Here is a 19,390-nt window from a genome sequence, read left to right as displayed (position 1 = left end):
TCAGCATGATTGATCGACTTAGAAATACCCGACTTTTCTTTATACCCTATTTATGCCTGTTTACACTAGCGATGACTTTTTTCTTCTATCAAAGTCATGGAAAATTTGTGTTATGGCTAAATAGCCTACATAATCCTATCTGGAATTTCTTTTTTAAATACTGGACACATACTGGGGATGTGATATTTTTCACAATTATTACTGTTGGATTAATTTTTTGGAAACGAAGATTTGGCATTGTGCTAGCTGCGATAGGTATAAGCGTTGCGGCCATCTCACTTTTCTTCAAACATGTTTTGTTTCCGGAAGCACAACGACCCATTATTTATTTCAGAGGATATGAAGTACTTGATTTTGTAGATGGAGTTTCTATTTTGAGCCAATATTCCTTTCCTTCTGGACACTCAATGGCTGTTTTTGCATTGGCAACATTCATTGCTCTCATGATGCAGCACAGTAACTATTCAATGATACTCCTTGTCGCCGCGGTTCTTACAGCTATATCGAGGGTCTATTTGGTGCAGCACTTCTTGATAGATATTATGGCAGGCTCGCTGATAGGAATTTTTACAGCCATTACCTTTTATATGGGATTTGAAAAATTTCTACACGGAGAGAGCAATCAAAAAGTAAATACCCCCGATGAAGACTTGGAAGAAATGAATTTAGAGGTAGAAATCGATGAAGAGGCTAGTTAAAAAAGAGCCGTCAATTTCATAGCTGCACCTTTATCCCCTTCGATCTTCAATTTCCCTGACATAAACGCCATCATTACATTTAGATCGCCTGTCAAGATTTGATTGAAATTGTCAGCTGTCATTTTGATGGCAAATGGAGCTTCTCTTTCTTCGTTTACAACCACAGTAGGAGAAACTGTATCGTCCAGATGCACCACTCCCTCATCAAATTTGAAGTTTGCTTTGCCTGCAAATTGCCCACTATGTCTGTCCGCTAGTTTTTGGATTTTTCCTGTGATTTCTTCTAATGTCATTATTGTAAAGTTTTTGGTTGAAAAGTTACTTCAAATAGTTTTGGCCACCATTTTCCAGTGATAAAAATAGCCCCGGATTTTTGATCATAAGCAATGCCATTGAGCACATCTGCGTTTTTGGCTTCATCATCTGTAAGCAAGCCTGAGCAGTCAATTTTTCTAAGAACTTCGCCAGTCTCAGGATCGATCACCACGATATAGTCTTTCAGGTAGACATTGGCGTAGAGCAGGCCATCAATTACTTCTAATTCATTCAGCGCATCTACCTTTCCCTCATTGTCATAGACTTCAATCTTTTTCCTGATGGTAAAACTTGAAGGGTCTAAAAAGTAAAGCTTCTCCGTCTCGTCAGTAAGCACAAGCTCCTCATTTAAAGTGGTAAGACCCCATCCTTGCACTTGGTAATTGAATGTACGTATTTGCTCCATTTGATCATTATAGACAAATCCTTGACCGGAAGTCCAGGTAAGCTGGTAAAACTCATTGTCTAGCAAGGCTAATCCTTCACCAAAAAGATCGGAAGATAGGTTCACCACTTTTTCGGTTTCTCCAGTAGTCAGATTTTTCTTTTTAAAAGTGGATTCTCCTCGCTGTCCGGTACTTTCATACAGGGATCCATCTTTTACAAGCAAACCCTGTGTGTAGTCTTCTGTGCTATGTGGAAAGGTGTTTTCAATGGTATAGGTGTAAGCCACTGGTTCATTTTCTGGTAGTACGATTACATTTCTATAATGTGTTTCCGAGCTTTTTCCACTGAAGACCTTCAAAAGTAAACGCCAGGTCCCAACCTGTCTCGAAGCAATCGTCGCCTCGAATGCTGATTCAAAATAGGTATTAACCTGATCTCCAATGGTAAGTTGTACGGAATCAATCTCAAATTCTTCGGAAGACTTCACTTCGATGGATATGGAGGTTCCCCGAACAAAGTTTTGATTTTGCGTTGGACTCACAATGCTGGATTGCTTTCTGATTCGAGGTGAAGAGGGTCTTTTCGTTTCTTCCTTACCTTCACCACAAGAGGTGATCAATAGTATAGTGAGAAACACATAGCTGAGTCTGATCATGCCATAAATTTAGCAAGATACCCTTAAAATGAGTGTTATAATTATGTTAGGAATCTGAAGAAGTCGATCGCATCAGGGTAGGTACCGTCAGTCCTTGATAGAGGACGGAGCAAACCACCACAATGTACGTCATTGTAACAATGACATCCTTTCCATTAAAGTTTGTCAGGGAAAGCGACAAGGCGATGGGTAAACCTCCCCTCAAAGCACCCCATGTAAGCACAGATATGGTGTTTGGGGCAAAATGATTTTTGACCGACATCATTTTAATTGGAATAAATACACTCATCCATCTTCCGAAGAGCACGATACAAACCGCAAAGAATCCTGCAGCAATGAAATCCATTCGTAAATCCAGGACAAGCATCTCAAGACCAATCAACACGAAAAGCATGGCACTAAATGTTTCTTCGAGTAGTTTCCAGAACTTAAAGACGTAATCCCCGGCTGCTCCAGCGACATGGGTACTTTTTCCTTCATTACCAACAACTAATCCCATTACAACAGCGGCTTGTTTGGCAGATACGTGAATGAAGTCTGCCAGCTGAGAACCAACCAGAACCAAAGCCAAAGTGATTAAAACTTCAACCTCAACCGCATCATTGTCTACATATTTTAATAGTCGGTAGCCAATGTAGCCAAGCAACAGACCGATGAAAATACCACCACCAATATCAGCCACCACGATGTATATGGTTTCGAAAAAAGAAAGCGTATGATCTTCGCCTGCATGAGCAATATCTAATAATGTTAATGCTAGAACTACAGCTACGCCATCGTTGAAGAGTGATTCACCGGAAATTTTAATTTCCAGCTCTTTGGACAGGTTGAATCGCTTGATTGTTTTGGTAACGGCAATTGGGTCAGTCGGAGAAATCAAGGCTCCAAACACCAGGCAATACAAAAATTCAAGGTGAATGCCCATGAAATTGAGCATGTAATAAACCCCCGTTCCAATCACTAGCGTGGAGATTAGCACCCCTACAATTGCGAGTACAAGCACAGAACTACGCTGACTACTTAATTTTCTAAAATCTATATTCAAAGCCCCTGAGAAGAGCATGAAGCTCAATACAATCTGATAGAGCACTTCTTCGAATTCATATTCTTTTACGTGCTCAGCCAAATGCAGCTCTGGAAAGACGTTTCCGATAATTAACACAAAAAATGATAGCACGAGTGCCATAATCATCAAACCAATGGACGACGGCAACTTCAGGTAGAAGGTGTTTATGAAAATAAACGCTCCTGAAAGAAAGATAAACAAGGCTATGATATCTAGAATACTCACTTCCGTGTAATTTAAAGGGTGATTTTACGCAATATTAATTTTAAAACTAACAGTACGAATAATTATACAAGCGTTTGAGAGTATATTTTTTAGTAATTGATCTGTTGCTTGAATTCATCAAGCTAGTTTTTCAAATACTTTAATTTGGCACTTCATTAGGCGCCAGACCCATTTTTACGAGTCCTGGTGGTGGTTATACCTTTATAAAAGGCTGATTTACAGGAACGAAGATAACTTTTTTTATATTTTATAGCAAAAAATTGATATAAGTGAAAAAGGCAATACATGAGAAGCTTAAAAGGCTGAACGCAGACACTGCTAATATATACGCTTCTCTGGAGGAGATTCCCGTTGAAAAACTAAGTGATACAGCTTACGGCTGGAGCATAATACAAGTTCTTTCGCACTTAAATTCAGCAGAAAAAGCCTCTCTCAAATACATGCAAAAAAAAATGCAAGCAGGCGAGGGAATGAAAAATTCAGGTGCTACAAATGCTTTGAGAATGTGGCTATGTAACGGAGTACTCAAAAGCTCACTGAAGTGGAAAGCTCCATCGTATGTTTCAAAACCCGCCAGTTATTCATTTGAAGAAATAAAATCAAAATGGGCTGAGACAAGGGCTTCTATAGAAGCATTTGTTGATGATTTTCCAGAAGAATGGCTCAATAAACTAGTGTATAAACATCCGATGGGTGGAAGGCAAAATTTGGATCGAGCAGTTGATTCGTTTGTTTACCATCAAATTCATCACGTACATCAAATCAATAGAATCAAAAAGCAACTTGGAGTTTAATGCTACGAATAGAAAAACTAAAACATTCTTATGATGGAGACGCTCAGATTAGCTATCCGGACTGGAAGGTAGAAGAAGGAAATCATGCGGTCATTCTTGGCAATTCAGGATGTGGAAAGACCACTTTACTCCATCTGATCGGCGGATTAATGTCGCCGAAAGAGGGAACGCTCGAAGTGGCGGGAGAAAACTTAGGATCAAAAAGTGACGTGAAATTGGATCGTTTTCGTGGTGAAAATATTGGGATCGTTTTTCAAAGACCTCATTTAATTCGATCACTTTCCGTAAAAGAGAACTTGAGTTTGTCACAATACTTAGGGCGAAAGAAGACGGATGGCAGACGATTAGACGAAGTGTTGTCGCGACTTGGAATTAAAGAGTTAGCTAACCGGAAAATTCATCAAATTAGTCAAGGGCAGGCGCAGCGCGTATCTATTGCCAGAGCGGTGATTAATTCACCAAAGCTGCTTTTAGCTGATGAGCCGACTGCCAGTTTGGATGACGAAAATTGTAAAAAAGTGATAGATCTCCTGAAGTCTCAGGCGGAAGAAACCGGTGCAACGCTCATCGTAGCGACACATGATCAGCGTGTGAAAAGTGAATTCAAAAATCAATTATCCCTATGAATCTATTTTCACTCAGCATAAAAAATGTATTTGCCAAGCCCTTAAGTTCGCTCTTGAGTGTCTTGTTGTTCGGATTTGGGGTAGCCATAATTGTTTCCATCTTGCTTACGAGCACCTTCCTTAAAAATGAAATCAATAAGAATGCCCAGGGCATTGATCTGGTAGTTGGAGCCAAAGGAAGCCCCCTTCAGATCATTTTGGCCTGTATTTTTCACATAGACTTCCCTACGGGAAATATTTCGCTTAAAGATGCCAATAACCTTACCCGAAACAGGTTAGTGAAGTCAGCTATTCCATTGTCCCTTGGAGACAGTTACCAGGGTTATCGAATCGTAGGAACCTCGCCTGCTTATCCGGCATTGTACGGAGCAAAACTGAAAGAAGGTGAATGGTTTGGCAATGAAATGACTGCTACTGTCGGATCAGCCATTGCCAAGAGTTTAGGGATTTCCATTGGTGATGAGCTCGAAAGTGCTCATGGACTTGCAGAGGGAGCTGGTGGTCATGAAGAGCATCCATTTAAGGTGGTAGGAATCATGGAGCAATCAGGCTCGGTGATGGACCAACTTATTTTGGTTTCTATTCAAAGTGTATGGGAAGTGCATGCGGGTCATGAAACGCACGATCATGAGGAAGGTAATGACATGCATGAGACGATTGATTTGGAACGGTTAGGCATTGCAGTGACCAAAGAACAGATGGAGAATGAAGACATTACCTCCTTGCTTGTCAAGTATCGGTCACCAATGGCAGCAGTTCAGCTTCCACGAATCGTCAACGGGACCAGCAACCTCCAGGCCGCCTCACCTCCTTACGAGACCGCACGGCTGTTCAACATCATAGGCGTGGGTGTAGATGTGGTGAATGTTTTGGGTTTGGTAATTATTGTTTTGAGTGCCACCAGTGTATTCATTGCTTTGATCAACTCTTTGAAGGAGCGAAGATATGAGCTGGCCATCATGCGATCGATGGGGGCCAGTCAGGGTAAAATTTTTATGCTGATTCTAACCGAAGGTATTGTACTGACGATTATCGGAAGCTTGTGTGGTTTTGGATTGGCGCATGTAGGTTTTGGTGTTTTAGTAAGCTCGATGGAACAAATTCAGACAAGTGGAATGTTTTTTGTGAGTGACGAGTACTATGTGGTGCTTGGAAGTTTAGGAGTAGGTATTTTTGCTTCAATCATTCCGGCATTTCTTGCGTATAAGGCAGATATCTCGGAAACGCTTTCAAAAGCATAAGACCATGAATGGTCAATTAATTATTGGGATGAGGATGTCAATGATTTTTTGCACCAACTGGCTTTATGGGTAAAATTTAAACTAAATGAAAAATACACTTCTTCTCTTTGTACTCTTGTTATCATTTGGAGTATCTGCGCAATTCACAGATTCCAGCAAAAATTGGGAAACAATGGCTGATGTGAAGTACGAAAAATCGCAAGATGAGTACGGGGAAATCTATGTCCCGAAGTTTGGAGATGATGTTCAAAAGATGAATGGAAAGATGATTTCACTGAAAGGATTCATTATTCCATTTGAGGGGATGTTTGAGCCAAAGCACATCATTTTATCATCCTTGCCCATTGCCGCATGTTTTTTCTGTGGAGGGAGTGGACCAGAGACCGTTGCTGAGGCCTATTTAAAAGACGAAGTGAAGTACACAGCCAAGCCTGTTACGGTCACAGGCAGACTAGAGCTAAACGATACTGATTACGACCAACTGATGTATATCTTGAAAGATGCAGAAGTAAAAATTGACTAAACGATGAAATACCTAACCCTTATCCTTTTTACTGCTAGTCTGATTTTTTCTTGTGGGAGAAAACCAGAAAATGCGACCAATAGTAGTTCTGCTCCAGAAGAAATTTCGCTAGATAGCTTGAAAAGTCAAGTGCTAGCCATTCATGATGAAGTGATGCCTAAAATAGGGGAGTTAAGAAAAACACGGATGGAGTTAGAGGTGTTAGCAGATTCCTTGATGGAGGCAGATAGCACGAACGCAAAAATGTTTAGCAGGTTAGCAACTGACCTGGCAGCTGCCAATGAAGGCATGATGAATTGGATGCATCAGTATGATTCTGAGTTTGACGGCACAGATGACGAAATCAAAGAATACTTGGAAGGTCAAAAAAAATCCATCCAGCAAGTGAAGGAAGACATGAACGGATCGTTAGCTGCTGCCAAAGAGACTTTGGAGCAATACTAAATTGAGATAGAATTCTGCAAATCAATACCCTTCCTCACAGGCATCAATCCATTTGTCCACATCTTTTACGCCAACAAGACCTGCTTCATTGCCCCAGGCATTCCCAATGAATGTCAGTACTTCAGCGATCTCGAGATTGGTAATGGGATTGCCCGGCATCATCTGGTTGTAGGTCACCCCATTCACTACGATCTCTTTGCTCTGCCCATTTTTAATGATGCATGCCGCTCTGGACATATCTTCGAGGAGGTAGTCAGACCCTGCCAGCGGTGGGTAGAGAGATGCAAGCCCTTTTCCATCTTGCTGATGGCAATTGGCGCAATAGGTGGCATACACCTTTGCACCTTGCACTTGATATTGCTTCAGCCGAATTTGATCTCGAGAACTCAATTCTGTAGAGGAGGTATCTGCTGATTTTTCGTCTGAACTGCTGCCACAAGCCACTGCGAATGCTAGTGCTATAAATACGAAGGTTAGTCTTTGCATGTTGATTAAGTTTTATTTTTCGGTTGCTGGCTGATATTCTTTTAAAAGTCTTTCAATGTCGTTGATCAATACGTCTACCTGCTCGGGTACCGTTCCGTCATAAAACCCTCGGATTCTACGGTCTTTGTCTACCAACAAGAAAGCCCCTGAATGGACAAAACCACCGGGAGCATTTCCATCTTCATCGGCGAGTGAGATATAGCTATTCTCGGCTAGTTCATATATGTAATCCTGATCTCCGGTTAAAAATTTCCACTTGTCCGAGCTTACACCCAGTCGCTCAGCGTAATCTTTTAGCAATGCCACGGTATCATAGGTTGGGTCGATGGTATGTGATAAAATTCCCACCTCATCACTTCCTTCAAACTTCTCATAGACACGTAGCATTTGAGCTTTCATCTTTGGACAGATGGTAGGGCAAGAGGTGAAGAAAAAGTCAGCGACATAAATTTTGTCACCAAAAGTCTCATTTGTCACGATGCTGCTGTCCTGATCTACAAGTTGGAAATCTTGGATGGTGTGATAGATCGTGTCATTGCCCTCGTAGATCGTGTTGCCCAAAAAAGGAAGTTGTTCTGTTGAGGATTTTTGATCACAAGCGATGAAAATGGTGATCAAAAAAAGGAGGGTAAGGTGTTTCATGGTTTGTTTCTGTGCTATTTAACTTGAATTTTACCGTTCAAAAGATTGCTAAATGTCACATTTTTCTAAACTTTTTATAAAGTTTTATAGCAATCATTAGAACCACGGCAAAGCTAACAAGACCAATGGTACCCCATATCCAACTCAGCTCATTCTTTAAGACGATCAGAAAAACAACCGCAAAAAGTATGAGCGTAGCTATCTCATTATACACCCGAAGCTGAGTGGATGAGTAGCGTGCATTTCCTGCTTGAAGCTGACGAAAAATAATATCACATCCTAAATGATAAAGAATCAGCAGGAATACAAAACCTAATTTAATGTGCATGAAGGGCATTTTTAGCCAAGATGGCTGACTGATTAGTAGAGATGTACCCAGCACGACAGTGAGTACAGCTGATGGCCAGGCAATGATGTACCAGAGCTTCTTGCTCATCAAGGAAAGCTGATCTGACAAAATGGTTTTAGCAGGCTCAGGCTTTTCTAATGCCTCCGTGTGATAGATGAAAAGTCTTACGATATAGAACAATCCAGCAAACCATGTTATCACGAAAATGATATGAAGAGCTTTCAGATATAAGTATTCCATGTAGGACCTTTTTAATTATAATTGTTGTTAACCATGGTTGTTTGCAAATTTGCAACAATCGAGACATCCTAAGATCATGAGCGACGAAAGAAATTTATGGTATTTTGAAGACACAGATCTCTTCGAAGTACTTTGCCCCAAAAAGACACCTTATCTTGAAGAGAAGCATATTCCAGGCATCTACAAGAAAGATGATTTCATTTATTTTAAAGATCAATCATCTGAGAACATTTATATGGTCTCTAGTGGACGGGTGAAGATCGGCACCTATGGCCCTGATGGAAAAGAAATAGTCAAGGCAATTCTAACGCGAGGAGAGGTTTTTGGTGAGTTAGCACTTGCTGGCGAGGAAAAACGGCAGGATTTTGCTCAATCCATGGACAATGACACGCACGTATGCTCCATGACCATAGAAGATTTACAAAATCTAATGGTTGACAACAAAGAACTCAACCTTAAGATATTGAGAATCGTTGGCTTCCGTCTTCGAAAAATGGAGCGCAAGATTGAGTCACTGGTATTCAAAGATGCAAGGACACGTATCGTAGACTTTCTGAAAGAGATGGCCGAAGAAAAAGGCCAGAAAGTTGGGTTTGAAACGATGATAAAAAATCACCTGACACATAAAGACATTGCTTCTCTCACGGGCACTTCCAGGCAGACGGTGACTACAGTGATGAATGAACTTCGAGAAAAGAACCTGATCAATTTCGATAGGCGAAGAATATTGATCCGAGATTTGGAAAAATTGGCCTAATTATCACAAGAAGTTTAACAATTCATCACATTTCCTTATTTGTCCGGTAGTTGACTGTCATTTGACGATAGTTCAACGTTCTTTGATGAAAATTTAAAAACATGCGGGTCATATTATTCTCTTTACTTGCGTCAGCTTTTTTTGTAAGCTCAGCGCAAAACAATCTACAAAACTATACACCATCTATCCTATTTGGGAAGGGAGACTGGGAGTTTAAAAGTTTTCAAAATCTGTATACACAGACTAAATCTTTCGACGCTAATGGAGGCAAAGTCGATAATGGAAGAAGAGAAAACTACTTTACTTCAATTAATCAGTTTCTTTTCGGATTAAATGATAAAATCAATATTGGTGCAGACGTTTGGATCAAAAATGTGAACACCAGCGATGCGCAAGGCTCCAGAACGGCTGTTGTGGGTTTTGGACCCAAAATAAAAATTGCCCCCTTCAATAATCTAAAGAGACTCTCCATTCAGTCTACATTTCTGTTGCCATTGGCTGATGATCTAGAGAATCAGACTTCCAATGATGCTTTCTTACATCCAGACGGTAGTCTGTGGTTGAATCAGATTTTTTATGACCTTCCATTATCAGAAAAAACACAACTCTTCTTTCAGCAGGCTTTCTGGTACAATTTCTCTCGTGATTCTTTTCGGGCGAACAATTACTTGCAAACTCAGACAAGCGTGTTCTTTAGCTACTTCCCGAATACACGATTTACAGTCTACGCCATGTCGGAATATTTCCCCACCCATTATAATAATGGTACGCAGACTGGGGAAGCATTCTTCTCCTACTTTGTTCAATCAGGTCTTGGCGCAAAATATCAGCTAGTTCCAAATTTTATAGAGTTGGAATTTCTGTATACTAACTTTTGGCTTGGAAGTGAAGGGGAAGGTGCTGGAGAAACCATAAATTTGGGTATCCGAGTGATACGCCAAAAGTGAAAAAAACCTCATTGATCGTATGCCTTTTTAGCCTTTTTAGCCAGTGTTTTTCGCAGGAGGTATATGTAATTCAATATAAGGGACTTAAAAAGACAAATGCTACCTACGTAGATCAATTCTTAACATTCAGTGTTGGGGAAAAATTGGATTCGGTAAAACTCAAGGCGACTAAGCAGCGCCTGGTAAATCTGGAAATGTTTTCAGACGTCAGCTTTGAGGTAAATGAAACGACCGAAGGGGCTGAGATTATATACGAATTTCAGGAGCTTTACACCCTCCTGCCAATTTTCAGTTTTGGCGGGATCGAAGAAAATTTCTGGGTTCAAATTGGTGCTTCAGAGGCAAACCTAGGCGGGAGAGGCAATAAGCTTACGGCATACTATCAATACTACGATCGCAGCTCATTCGCAGCTCATTTAACTTTTGACAGGATCAGGCAATCAAATTGGGGAATGAATGTTAACCTGATCAAATGGTCAACACTGGAGCCCTTGTTTTTCAATCAGACGGTGGAATATGAATATGATAATTATACGTTCGGTGCTGACCTGATCCGACATTTCAACTTTCAAGATCGAGTGGAGGTCGGTGGGGCTTTTTTCACTGAAGACTATCGGAAATTTACTGAAGGAAATTTTGTAGGGGCTCCGGACAAAGTGACAAAAAATAAGCTACTGGGTAAGGTCACTTTTGTTTGGAACCGTGTGAACTATTTTTTCTTTTATCAAGATGGGTTACACAATCAGTTGAACCTTCAAACTGTTCAATCACTGGACGATGATCCTGCCTTTTACATTGTGTTTAATGATACAAAGAAGTTTTGGAGAAGTGGTGTAAGAGGAAATTTTGCTACTCGCTTCCGATTGGGTTTGAGTACTAACGAGCAAAGCCCGTTCGCTCCATTTGTTTTGGATAGCTACCTAAATATTCGAGGCGTAGGAAATCGGGTAGACAGAGGTACAGGAGCCATTATTTTAAATGTTGAGTACCGTCATTCATTTGTAGATAAACAGAAGTTGGCAGTGCAGGGAGTCCTTTTCTCTGATTCAGGATCATGGAGAAACCCTGGCGGAAATTTTTCTGATTTTAGCAAATCTGAAAACCTGGTACTTTTTGCTGGTGGAGGCTTTCGCTTCATTCATAAAAAAATCTATAATGCGATCCTTAGGGTAGATTATGGAGTCAATTTACAAGAGCTAGGGGTCAATGGCTTTGTCCTTGGGATAGGCCAGTATTTCTAAAAAAGTCTTAGCGATCTGTAACCAAAATTCACTTTTGTGGTATAATACTTACATTTACGAAATTAATATTTCAAAAAATGAAGGGAACCAATCTTGGAGAGTTTGAAGAGCTCGTGTTGCTTACTGTGGGCATATTGTATGACAATGCTTACAGTGTTGCTATCCAGCATGAATTGAATAAGCAAACCGACCGAAAGGTTAGCATTAGTTCAGTGCATGCAGCCGTCTACCGTTTGGAGGAAAAAGGACTATTGAATTCCAGAATGGGAGAGATGTCTAATGAAAGGGGAGGTAAGCGAAAGCGTATTTTCACCATTTCACAGGCAGGGAAAGTGGCATTGGAAAAAGCCAACGAGCTTCGAAACCGCATGAGAAATCAAATACCAAAAATTGCTTTTGATAATCTAGGATGAAATCAAATCGACCACCAAGACTACCACTGAAAGTCTTTCGCTTTTATTGTTCGGAAGAACGAACCGAAGAGCTCGAAGGAGATCTTTATGAAGTCTACAATGAGTTTGTAGAAGAGCAGGGAGCTCGTTTTGCAAAACTTTTTTATTGGTGGTTGGTGATCAGAAGTTTTCGAACATATGCACTTAAAAGGACTAAAATGAAGAACAACAGAGTAAATACATCAATGACTTTTTTGAAGCACAACCTGGTAATTGCCTGGAGGAACTTGCTCAAGAATAAAACCACAGCATCAATCAATGTGCTAGGCTTGGCCATAGGAGTGGGAGCCTTTCTCTCTATTTTAAGTATCGTCAGGTTTGAAACGAGCTTCAATACTCAGATTCCTGATAAGGAAAATGTATACAGAATTTACACCTCGTTTACCGGTTCGTTTACCCAAACAAACAAAGGTGTTTCTACGCCTATCGGACCGTATGTAAGCGAGAATTTTTCTGGGATAGATGCGCTCTCTTATTTTCATACGTATTCTGCAGGTGTGGAAGTATTGGATGGTGATGAAAAGAAAGACTTTGAGCGGCAAAGTAACCTTTTGCTTGTTGGAGACTCCTATTTCCAAGTGGTGAAACAATATGAATGGCTGGCTGGTAATCCCGATAATGCGCTAAGTGAGCCACACAAAGTGGTACTTACCACAGATCAGGCGCGCAAGTATTTTGGTGATGAGGATTGGTTGGATATGATCAACCGTACGGTGATTTATCAGGATTCACTGCAAGTGGCTGTGTCTGGTGTCGTGAGGCAACCTGACTACAACACAGATTTTGATTTTACCGATTTTATTTCGTTTCTCACAATAGAAAGTTCTTGGTTGAAGGATCGCTACAATAACGACTGGGGTAGTACCAATAGCTCGTCCCAGCTATGGATTAGAACATCTAACAATGTGAGTGCAGCGGATATTATGTTGCAGTTGGAAGATCTTGATGAACATGTGGCAAAGCAGACAGATGATGCTGACTGGGTGCAAAGCTATCGACTTCAGCCTTTAGCCGAGGTACATTTTAGTCCAGACATAGGAATCTTCGACAATGGCAGAGGCCCAGCTCACACTCCTACATTAACCATTTTAGGTGTCGTGGCCCTGGCAATCCTGCTGATCGCTATTTTCAACTTTGTAAACCTGGAAACCGCACAGTCTACAACTAAATCTAAAGAAGTTGGTGTACGCAAAGTGCTGGGTAGCCCAAAAAGACAATTGATTGGCAGGTTTTTGACAGAAAGTATTCTCATCTCATTTTTTGCGGTTTTGCTGTCAATTCCCATTGCACATTATTCATTTATCTTTTTCGAAGAATTTATTCCACAAGGTGTCGGGCTGGATTACAACAATCCTCTTTTCTGGTTGGTCATTGTAGGGCTGACTTTAGTGGTTGGGATTATTGCAGGAATATATCCATCATTTGTAATTTCTTCCTTCCGACCGGTAATAGCATTGAGTTCTGGATCTAAATCAAACAATTCAGGAGGATCTTTTATTCGAAAAGCCTTAATACTGTTCCAATTTCTATTTTCTCAACTACTCATTGTGGGTACACTGGCCATTGCCTGGCAGATATCCTTCATGTTGGATAAAGATTTGGGATTCAAAGAAGATGGAGTCATTTACTTTTATACACCATACTATGAACAGTACAGTAAGTCTGAATTGATTAAGAATTACCTGGATGAGATGCCGGAAGTTATGGATTATGCACTTCAAAATACCCCCCCTGCCCAGCGGGGATATTCTACTTCAACGGTGAAGTACCAAACGGATAGCGTAGAGGTCGTAACCAGTGCTCACCAAAAGTCCGGAGATACAACTTATTTAAGGTTTTATGATATCAAACTTTTGGCTGGAAGGAATCTTTTGCCAAATGATACATTGCCTGAGTTATTAATCAACGAAACGTTTATGCGTGATCTGGGCTTTACAGATCCAAGAGAAGCAGTAGGGACAACCTTCGATTTCAATTCGAAAGATCATACGGTAGTAGGAATAGTGAAAGATTTTCATTTCAGATCCCTACATCATCCAATCGAACCGCTGCTTTATCGGTATCAGAAAAAGTCTAGGTGTTTTGCGTTAAAGGTCAAAGGAGAGCAGATTGAGCAAACCATCGATAAGCTCACCGATAAGTGGAGTGAGGTTTATCCGGACTATCCATTGACAGTCAATTTCATGGACGAAACAGTGGAGCAATTTTATAAAACTGAGCGTCAAACTTCTAAGCTGGCATCTACAGCGACAGCAATTGCCATCTTGATTTCCTGCCTAGGCTTGTTTGGTTTGATCTCATTCACCATTGTGCAAAAATCCAAGGAGCTAGGCATTAGAAAAGTGCTTGGTGCATCTATCCTCCAAATTGGAACCATTCTCAGTAAGGAATTCATCTTGCTAATAGTAGTCGCTTTTGTGGTTTCCACACCCATATCCTACTACATCGTTGGAAAATGGATGGAAGACTTTGCTTACCAAACGGAAATATCCTGGTGGATATATGTACTCGGTGGGTTGGTTTCCGTTGCTATCGCACTAGCTTCCATTGGAGCTAAAGTTTGGAAAGCTTCAGGAGCAAACCCGATTGATTCGTTAAGGTATGAATAGATTTGATTGGGAGAGGCTTAATAAGCTTCTCCCTCTTCATCTGCGTTAGCTTCAGCTCCAAGATTTTCCCAATCCATATCTGTCCCCTTCAGATCATCAAGGGTATCAATGTCATTGAGTAAAGGCAATTGATGGATCGACAGCTCCAGCTCTTCAGCCTCTGCCAGCAACTCTTTCAAAACTGAGTCTGTACTATAGGTTTTGTCTTGAAACAGTTGAGGAAGGTATTCTTTCATGCCAAGGAGGTAATAACCTCCATCTTTGGCTGGTCCTACTACCAGGTCATTCTCTTCCAGCATTTCAAATGCAGATTTGATGATTTTGGAATTCAAATCGTAGCAATCGCTTCCTATGATAATGACTTTGTTGTAGGCATCAAATGCTTCATCAAATGCATTCGTCATCTTCTCACCAAGTGTGAACCCTTTTTGAGAAGTAAGTTTATAATCGCCGGTGTCCCATATATCTTCAATTTCCACATATTCGGAGTAATACACGGCTTTATCCACTTCAATTTTCTTAGTGATTGTGTGTGTGTGATGTACCAATTCCTGATATACATCCAAGGCTTTGTCGATACCAATATCTTTAGCTAGGCGAGTCTTTACCATGCCTGGAATTAGGTTTTTCACAAAAATCATTAACAAGCTGTCACTCATTTTATTATGTTCTTTTTTTAGTAAACTTTTGTTCCTTTTAGTAGCCATTTTCCCCATGACTTATTGTAAGTATGTACACTATCCGTCGGTGTATTCTTTGAGCCCATCACCTCATAGCCTTCATTCTTCCAGCTGAAAATGCCTCCGTATAGATTTTTTACGTTCGTATATCCTGCTTTTTGTAATTTTTCCCCCACTCGCTCACTGCGATATCCGACCGAGCAATAGACAATCAATTCCTGATCAAGCGGAATGTCTTTGACCTGTGTTACTTCAAATGCATCATAGTCTACAAAACGTGCGCCCTGAATGTGACTTACTTGGAATTCCTCTTCAGCCCGCGTATCCAGAATGACTACTTCAGAAAGGCGGGGTTTAAGGGAGTCTGCTTTAATGAGAGGGACGGTCTTCCTGTACAAACTCTCTAGCTTTTCATCATACGTTTTTTGGCCGCAAGATGTGAGAGTGGAGGCCAATAGTAAAATAAAGGGAGGTATGAGTTTATTCATTTTTTCTTCAGTCGTATCTCGGCTAGCAAAACTAATCCAGTCAAGACATACTCGATAACAATTATGTAAGTTGGAAGTTCAAAACCACCTTTTGTATATCCTAAATACGTAAGAAATATCAAAAAAGACCAAATGATGGGATACCAGTAGCCTGATAAGACACCCAGTGCCACGAGCGGAAGAATGTACCATGGATGTACGGTAGTGGCAAATAAGAGGTAGAAAGTTAGGATAAAAAGCAATGCCTTAGGTATCGACCATTGTTTCCAAAAGGCAACTACCGAAATAGTGAGAATTGAGACAATTGAGAATACAGAGAGAAGTGGACCTATCAGTGCAATATTATTATAGCCATAAATCCAGAAGCCAATGGCTCGGGCTATGAAATAGATGCTGGCATTAAACTCAAAAGACCTGAAATACAGATCAAGGCTTTCGCTCATAGCGCGAATAAATGTTTGATCAAATAGCGGCAGCAGGGTAATAATGCTTGTAATTCCAGCCAGGATTGATATGATCCATTTCTTCTCCTTTAGCCCTTTCAGAAAGAGGAATGGTAGATAAATTAGCGGCAATAGCTTAGTCCCAATCGCGAGTCCAAAGCCTGCTGCAGACAGCCATTTTCTATGATGCTCATAAAAGAAGATACCCGCCAGTACAAAAAGAATCACAAGTCCTTCGAAGTGTAGATTACCAGTGAATTCTAGGACAACCAGCGGATTCAGCCAGTACCAATGGGCCATACTTTCTGATTTGCCATAGTGAGTTAGCAATTTTTGAAGTAAAAAGAATGACCCCAGATCACCAGCAAGCAAAATCAATCGTATCGTATTGGCAGAGACGAGCCAGTCTCCATTGCCGACCGCTACGCTCAGCCAGAAAATGAACTGGTTTAGCGGAGGATAGATGGTGAAATAATTCGGAGAATTGAGTTGGTTATACAGCTCTGCATTGATTCCCTCAATGCCTTGATTTAAATAAGTGCTTGGCAGTGCCTCAAAAGGATGAATGTTGTTTTTCAGTAAGGTGCCATCCCAAATGAAGCGATATAAATCGTCTGATAGCTGCGGTAGGCTTAGGAAAAGTAGCACACGAGCTAGAAGACCTGTGATGAAAAGAATGCGAGCATTTTCCTGTTTCTGGAGCAGAAATATATATCCAAAAAAAGCACTTGAGAAGGCAAGTAGAAGGGTGAAGGAGGCGTAACGTTCTATCCAGTTGCCAAGAGCAAAAATGGCAAGAACGTAGACAGCTAGAAAGGTGTAGTAGCCAGTTTTGTGCTGCTTAAGCATAATGGTCGATTTCAGCTTGGATATTTCATCGGTTTCACCGACAAGATAAAAACGTATGCGAATCCAATAGCTAGCATTCCATGAAAAAGCAGCAATCCATAATCCTCTAGCTTGAATCCAGAGAAGATTCCATAGATAAAGTAAATAGAAAGCAATCCTTCCATGAAAGTTACGGGTGTCAGTACTTTGCTGAGGTATTGATTGCCCTTCCATGAGTCTCCTTTGGATCGCACGTTAAACTTGGGAGTTCTTACGAATGGAGTCTTAATTCCCAAATACCCTTCCACAACCGCAATGGAATTATGTAGAGCCATCCCCATGGAAAAGGCCAAAAACAGAGGAAAATTTTTAATGAAGTACCTGAATGTGTATTCGGGGTGAGTGGCTTTTGCTGCTACCCAATAGAAGAAACCCATCGCGAGAAACCCAACAATGAAAATACTACCCAGATCGAATACCAGCGCCAGGTCAGGGTTGTATTCCTTGATGTAGAGCATTGGGATGCTTAGTACCGCAGCTATTAGCAACAGAAGAAAAACGGAGCTGTTGAGCAGATGGAACACGGCCCTGATTTTGTGCTTCCAACCAATATTTGAGGTGAGCACTTTTCCTAAGGTTTTCCTGGCAGTTTCAGCGGCGCCTTTGTTCCAGCGATATTGCTGTGATTTTACTGCAGGTATCAAAACAGGAAGTTCTGCTGGAGATTCAATTTCTTCACGATATACAAACTTCCAACCTTTTAGCTGTGCTCTATAACTAAGGTCTAAATCTTCAGTAATGGTATCATATTGCCATCCGCCAGCATCTTTGATGCATGCTTTACGCCAAACACCAGCTGTCCCATTAAAATTGATAAAACTACCCGCGTGTTCTCTTCCCTTTTGTTCTACGGTAAAATGAGCATCCAGCCAAAAGGCCTGGATTTTGGTGAGCGAACCATAATCGGTATTGAGGTGACTCCATTTGGTTTGTACCATTCCCACTTTTTCGTTTTTTAGTTTAGGAAGGGTGCGGAGAAGAAATTCAGGATTCGGCACAAAATCCGCATCGAAAATAGCGATGAACTCCCCTTTGGCTCGCTCCATTCCGTATGCCAGGGCGCCTGCTTTATATCCGATGCGATCTGGTCGTCGGAGGTGTGAAATGTCCCAGCCGTTAGCAGTATAAGCATGTACTTTTTTTTCAATGATCTCCACAGTTTCATCATCAGAATCATCCAAAACCTGAATTTCCAGCTTATTCTTGGGATATTGAATCTTGGCAACAGCATCGATCAAGCGTTCGACCACATACCTTTCATTATAGACCGGGAGCTGAATGGTAACGATTGGATATTCCGATAGCTCTTCTGTAGCTTCCTCAATCTGCTTCTTTGCTTTCAGATAGTGCCAGGTTAGGTTGAATTGACCTAAACTAAAAAGGCAAATGATCAACAGTGTGACCCCATATAGTACAATGACTAACCACTCCACCTTATAGATATTTAAAGATTGTATAAATGATTTTATAACCTGCTCCCAGCGTACCCTTTACAGTTCCACTTACTTTAGAAACACCAATTCTCTGTCGGTAATTCACCGGAATATCTTTTGTCCGCAAATTTAGCTTAGCTGCCTTTAATTGCATCTCTACTGTCCATCCATAGGTGCGATCTTTCATGGCAATTGTCTTGAGGCTTTCATACCGAATGGCTCTAAATGGACCTAAGTCTGTGTACTTCTTGTGGTAAAACAGCCTTATGAGTGCTGTCGCAAGCCAGTTGCCAAATATCTGTTGAGGTGTCATGCTTCCTCTTTCCGTGTTTCCAAGCGAGCGCGATCCGATAACCAAATCCACCTCATCATCGATGATTGGTTTTACCAACTCAACCAATTGCTCTGGATAATCCGAATGGTCTCCATCTAGGAAAACAACAATGTCTGGCTGGGTTTTAGACTCAGCAATATGACTTAAGCCTCTTAGGCAAGCGTTTCCGTAACCTCTGATAGGCTCTTTGAGTGTTGTTGCACCTCGTGATTGCGCTTGAGTGAATGTGTCATCCGTAGATCCATTATCTACTACGATGATATCTGATACCCATTCTTTTGGTATTTCATCAATGACAAGGCCAACTGCATTTTGTTCGTTGAATGCAGGAATGATTACGCGAATATCAGGTTTTCTCAAGGGGATTCTTCAATGAGGCGCAAAGGTAGGTTTATCCAGCCATTAAAAATGACTCAGCAATGACACA

22 protein-coding genes are annotated in these 19,390 nt (G+C 40.9%); 11 read left to right on the top strand and 11 right to left on the bottom strand.

What is annotated here, in order from left to right; translation table 11 throughout:
- Positions 1 to 5 precede the first annotated feature (5 nt).
- Positions 6 to 698: a phosphatase PAP2 family protein gene (locus ABJF57_RS12345; protein ID WP_462229474.1), complete on the top strand. Its 693-nt coding sequence runs from the start codon at positions 6 to 8 to the stop codon at positions 696 to 698.
- Here the strand turns inward: ABJF57_RS12345 and ABJF57_RS12340 are convergent.
- Genes ABJF57_RS12340 through ABJF57_RS12330 form a run of 3 tightly spaced genes read right to left on the bottom strand, consistent with a single transcriptional unit; the run spans position 695 to position 3,346 of the window.
- Positions 695 to 991 carry an SCP2 sterol-binding domain-containing protein gene (locus ABJF57_RS12340; RefSeq protein WP_462229472.1) on the bottom strand — a complete coding sequence of 99 codons (297 nt, stop codon included), beginning with the start codon at positions 989 to 991 and terminating at the stop codon, positions 695 to 697. The two genes, ABJF57_RS12345 and ABJF57_RS12340, sit on opposite strands and share 4 nt — an antisense overlap.
- Positions 991 to 2,055 carry a glutaminyl-peptide cyclotransferase gene (locus ABJF57_RS12335; RefSeq protein ID WP_462229470.1) on the bottom strand — a complete coding sequence of 355 codons (1,065 nt, stop codon included), beginning with the start codon at positions 2,053 to 2,055 and terminating at the stop codon, positions 991 to 993. The genes ABJF57_RS12340 and ABJF57_RS12335 overlap by 1 nt, the downstream gene beginning before the upstream one ends.
- Before the next feature lie 46 nt (positions 2,056 to 2,101).
- The gene (locus ABJF57_RS12330; protein ID WP_462229468.1) at positions 2,102 to 3,346 is read right to left on the bottom strand and encodes a cation:proton antiporter; all 1,245 of its coding nucleotides are present in this window, start codon (positions 3,344 to 3,346) and stop codon (positions 2,102 to 2,104) included.
- 269 nt (positions 3,347 to 3,615) lie between these two features.
- Here ABJF57_RS12330 and ABJF57_RS12325 point away from each other — a divergent pair, with 269 nt between their 5' ends.
- The 5 genes from ABJF57_RS12325 (at position 3,616) to ABJF57_RS12305 (ending at position 6,974) form a co-directional block, all read left to right on the top strand.
- Positions 3,616 to 4,140 carry a DinB family protein gene (locus ABJF57_RS12325; RefSeq protein ID WP_462229466.1) on the top strand — a complete coding sequence of 175 codons (525 nt, stop codon included), beginning with the start codon at positions 3,616 to 3,618 and terminating at the stop codon, positions 4,138 to 4,140.
- The gene (locus ABJF57_RS12320; RefSeq protein WP_462229464.1) at positions 4,140 to 4,766 is read left to right on the top strand and encodes an ABC transporter ATP-binding protein; all 627 of its coding nucleotides are present in this window, start codon (positions 4,140 to 4,142) and stop codon (positions 4,764 to 4,766) included. Before ABJF57_RS12325 ends, ABJF57_RS12320 begins: the two co-directional genes overlap by 1 nt.
- A complete protein-coding gene (locus tag ABJF57_RS12315) occupies positions 4,763 to 6,007 on the top strand; it encodes an ABC transporter permease (protein WP_462229462.1) in 1,245 nt (414 codons plus the stop codon). Before ABJF57_RS12320 ends, ABJF57_RS12315 begins: the two co-directional genes overlap by 4 nt.
- 85 nt (positions 6,008 to 6,092) lie before the next feature.
- Entirely contained in the window at positions 6,093 to 6,530 is a 438-nt protein-coding gene (locus tag ABJF57_RS12310) for a hypothetical protein (protein ID WP_462229460.1), read from the top strand.
- 3 nt (positions 6,531 to 6,533) lie between these two features.
- Positions 6,534 to 6,974 (top strand): hypothetical protein, encoded by a 441-nt coding sequence (locus tag ABJF57_RS12305; protein ID WP_462229458.1) that lies wholly within the window; start codon positions 6,534 to 6,536, stop codon positions 6,972 to 6,974.
- A gap of 21 nt (positions 6,975 to 6,995) precedes the next feature.
- Here ABJF57_RS12305 and ABJF57_RS12300 read toward each other — a convergent pair whose 3' ends face one another.
- The 3 genes from ABJF57_RS12300 to ABJF57_RS12290 are packed head-to-tail and all read right to left on the bottom strand — an operon-like array spanning position 6,996 to position 8,691.
- Positions 6,996 to 7,460 (bottom strand): c-type cytochrome, encoded by a 465-nt coding sequence (locus tag ABJF57_RS12300; RefSeq protein ID WP_462229456.1) that lies wholly within the window; start codon positions 7,458 to 7,460, stop codon positions 6,996 to 6,998.
- A gap of 12 nt (positions 7,461 to 7,472) precedes the next feature.
- Positions 7,473 to 8,102: an SCO family protein gene (locus tag ABJF57_RS12295; RefSeq protein ID WP_462229454.1), complete on the bottom strand. Its 630-nt coding sequence runs from the start codon at positions 8,100 to 8,102 to the stop codon at positions 7,473 to 7,475.
- Positions 8,103 to 8,157: 55 nt separating this feature from the next.
- Complete coding sequence (locus ABJF57_RS12290) at positions 8,158 to 8,691, bottom strand: CopD family protein (RefSeq protein WP_462229452.1); 534 nt, start codon at positions 8,689 to 8,691, stop codon at positions 8,158 to 8,160.
- Between the two features lie 76 nt (positions 8,692 to 8,767).
- On the opposite strand from ABJF57_RS12290, the gene ABJF57_RS12285 reads away from it, so the two are divergent.
- From ABJF57_RS12285 to ABJF57_RS12265, 5 genes are all read left to right on the top strand, one after another.
- A complete protein-coding gene (locus ABJF57_RS12285) occupies positions 8,768 to 9,448 on the top strand; it encodes a Crp/Fnr family transcriptional regulator (protein WP_462229450.1) in 681 nt (226 codons plus the stop codon).
- Positions 9,449 to 9,549: 101 nt separating this feature from the next.
- Positions 9,550 to 10,395, top strand: coding sequence for a hypothetical protein (locus ABJF57_RS12280; RefSeq protein WP_462229449.1), 846 nt, complete (start codon positions 9,550 to 9,552; stop codon positions 10,393 to 10,395).
- The gene (locus ABJF57_RS12275) at positions 10,392 to 11,636 is read left to right on the top strand and encodes a BamA/TamA family outer membrane protein (protein ID WP_462229447.1); all 1,245 of its coding nucleotides are present in this window, start codon (positions 10,392 to 10,394) and stop codon (positions 11,634 to 11,636) included. The genes ABJF57_RS12280 and ABJF57_RS12275 overlap by 4 nt, the downstream gene beginning before the upstream one ends.
- A gap of 77 nt (positions 11,637 to 11,713) precedes the next feature.
- On the top strand, positions 11,714 to 12,049 hold the full coding sequence (locus ABJF57_RS12270; RefSeq protein ID WP_462229445.1) for a PadR family transcriptional regulator: 336 nt from the start codon (positions 11,714 to 11,716) through the stop codon (positions 12,047 to 12,049).
- Positions 12,046 to 14,697 carry an ABC transporter permease gene (locus tag ABJF57_RS12265; protein ID WP_462229443.1) on the top strand — a complete coding sequence of 884 codons (2,652 nt, stop codon included), beginning with the start codon at positions 12,046 to 12,048 and terminating at the stop codon, positions 14,695 to 14,697. Before ABJF57_RS12270 ends, ABJF57_RS12265 begins: the two co-directional genes overlap by 4 nt.
- A gap of 17 nt (positions 14,698 to 14,714) precedes the next feature.
- Here the strand turns inward: ABJF57_RS12265 and ABJF57_RS12260 are convergent, their stop codons facing one another.
- From ABJF57_RS12260 to ABJF57_RS12240, 5 genes are read right to left on the bottom strand one after another with little or no spacing between them, the layout of a single operon-like run.
- Entirely contained in the window at positions 14,715 to 15,356 is a 642-nt protein-coding gene (locus tag ABJF57_RS12260; protein WP_462229441.1) for a TIGR04282 family arsenosugar biosynthesis glycosyltransferase, read from the bottom strand.
- 17 nt (positions 15,357 to 15,373) lie between these two features.
- Entirely contained in the window at positions 15,374 to 15,865 is a 492-nt protein-coding gene (locus ABJF57_RS12255; protein ID WP_462229439.1) for a rhodanese-like domain-containing protein, read from the bottom strand.
- Positions 15,862 to 17,157, bottom strand: a complete 1,296-nt coding sequence (locus ABJF57_RS12250) for a glycosyltransferase 87 family protein (protein WP_462229437.1) — start codon at positions 17,155 to 17,157, stop codon at positions 15,862 to 15,864. The genes ABJF57_RS12255 and ABJF57_RS12250 overlap by 4 nt, the downstream gene beginning before the upstream one ends.
- 11 nt (positions 17,158 to 17,168) lie before the next feature.
- Positions 17,169 to 18,629: a cellulose synthase family protein gene (locus ABJF57_RS12245; RefSeq protein WP_462229435.1), complete on the bottom strand. Its 1,461-nt coding sequence runs from the start codon at positions 18,627 to 18,629 to the stop codon at positions 17,169 to 17,171.
- A gap of 1 nt (position 18,630) precedes the next feature.
- On the bottom strand, positions 18,631 to 19,323 hold the full coding sequence (locus ABJF57_RS12240) for a glycosyltransferase family 2 protein (RefSeq protein ID WP_462229433.1): 693 nt from the start codon (positions 19,321 to 19,323) through the stop codon (positions 18,631 to 18,633).
- Positions 19,324 to 19,390 lie beyond the last annotated feature (67 nt).

Origin of the sequence: Ekhidna sp., from assembly GCF_039940915.1 — a bacterium.
GTDB lineage: Bacteria > Bacteroidota > Bacteroidia > Cytophagales > Cyclobacteriaceae > Ekhidna.
The sequence above is the reverse complement of the archived record's forward strand: the minus strand, read 5'-3'. Positions and strand labels throughout refer to the sequence as shown.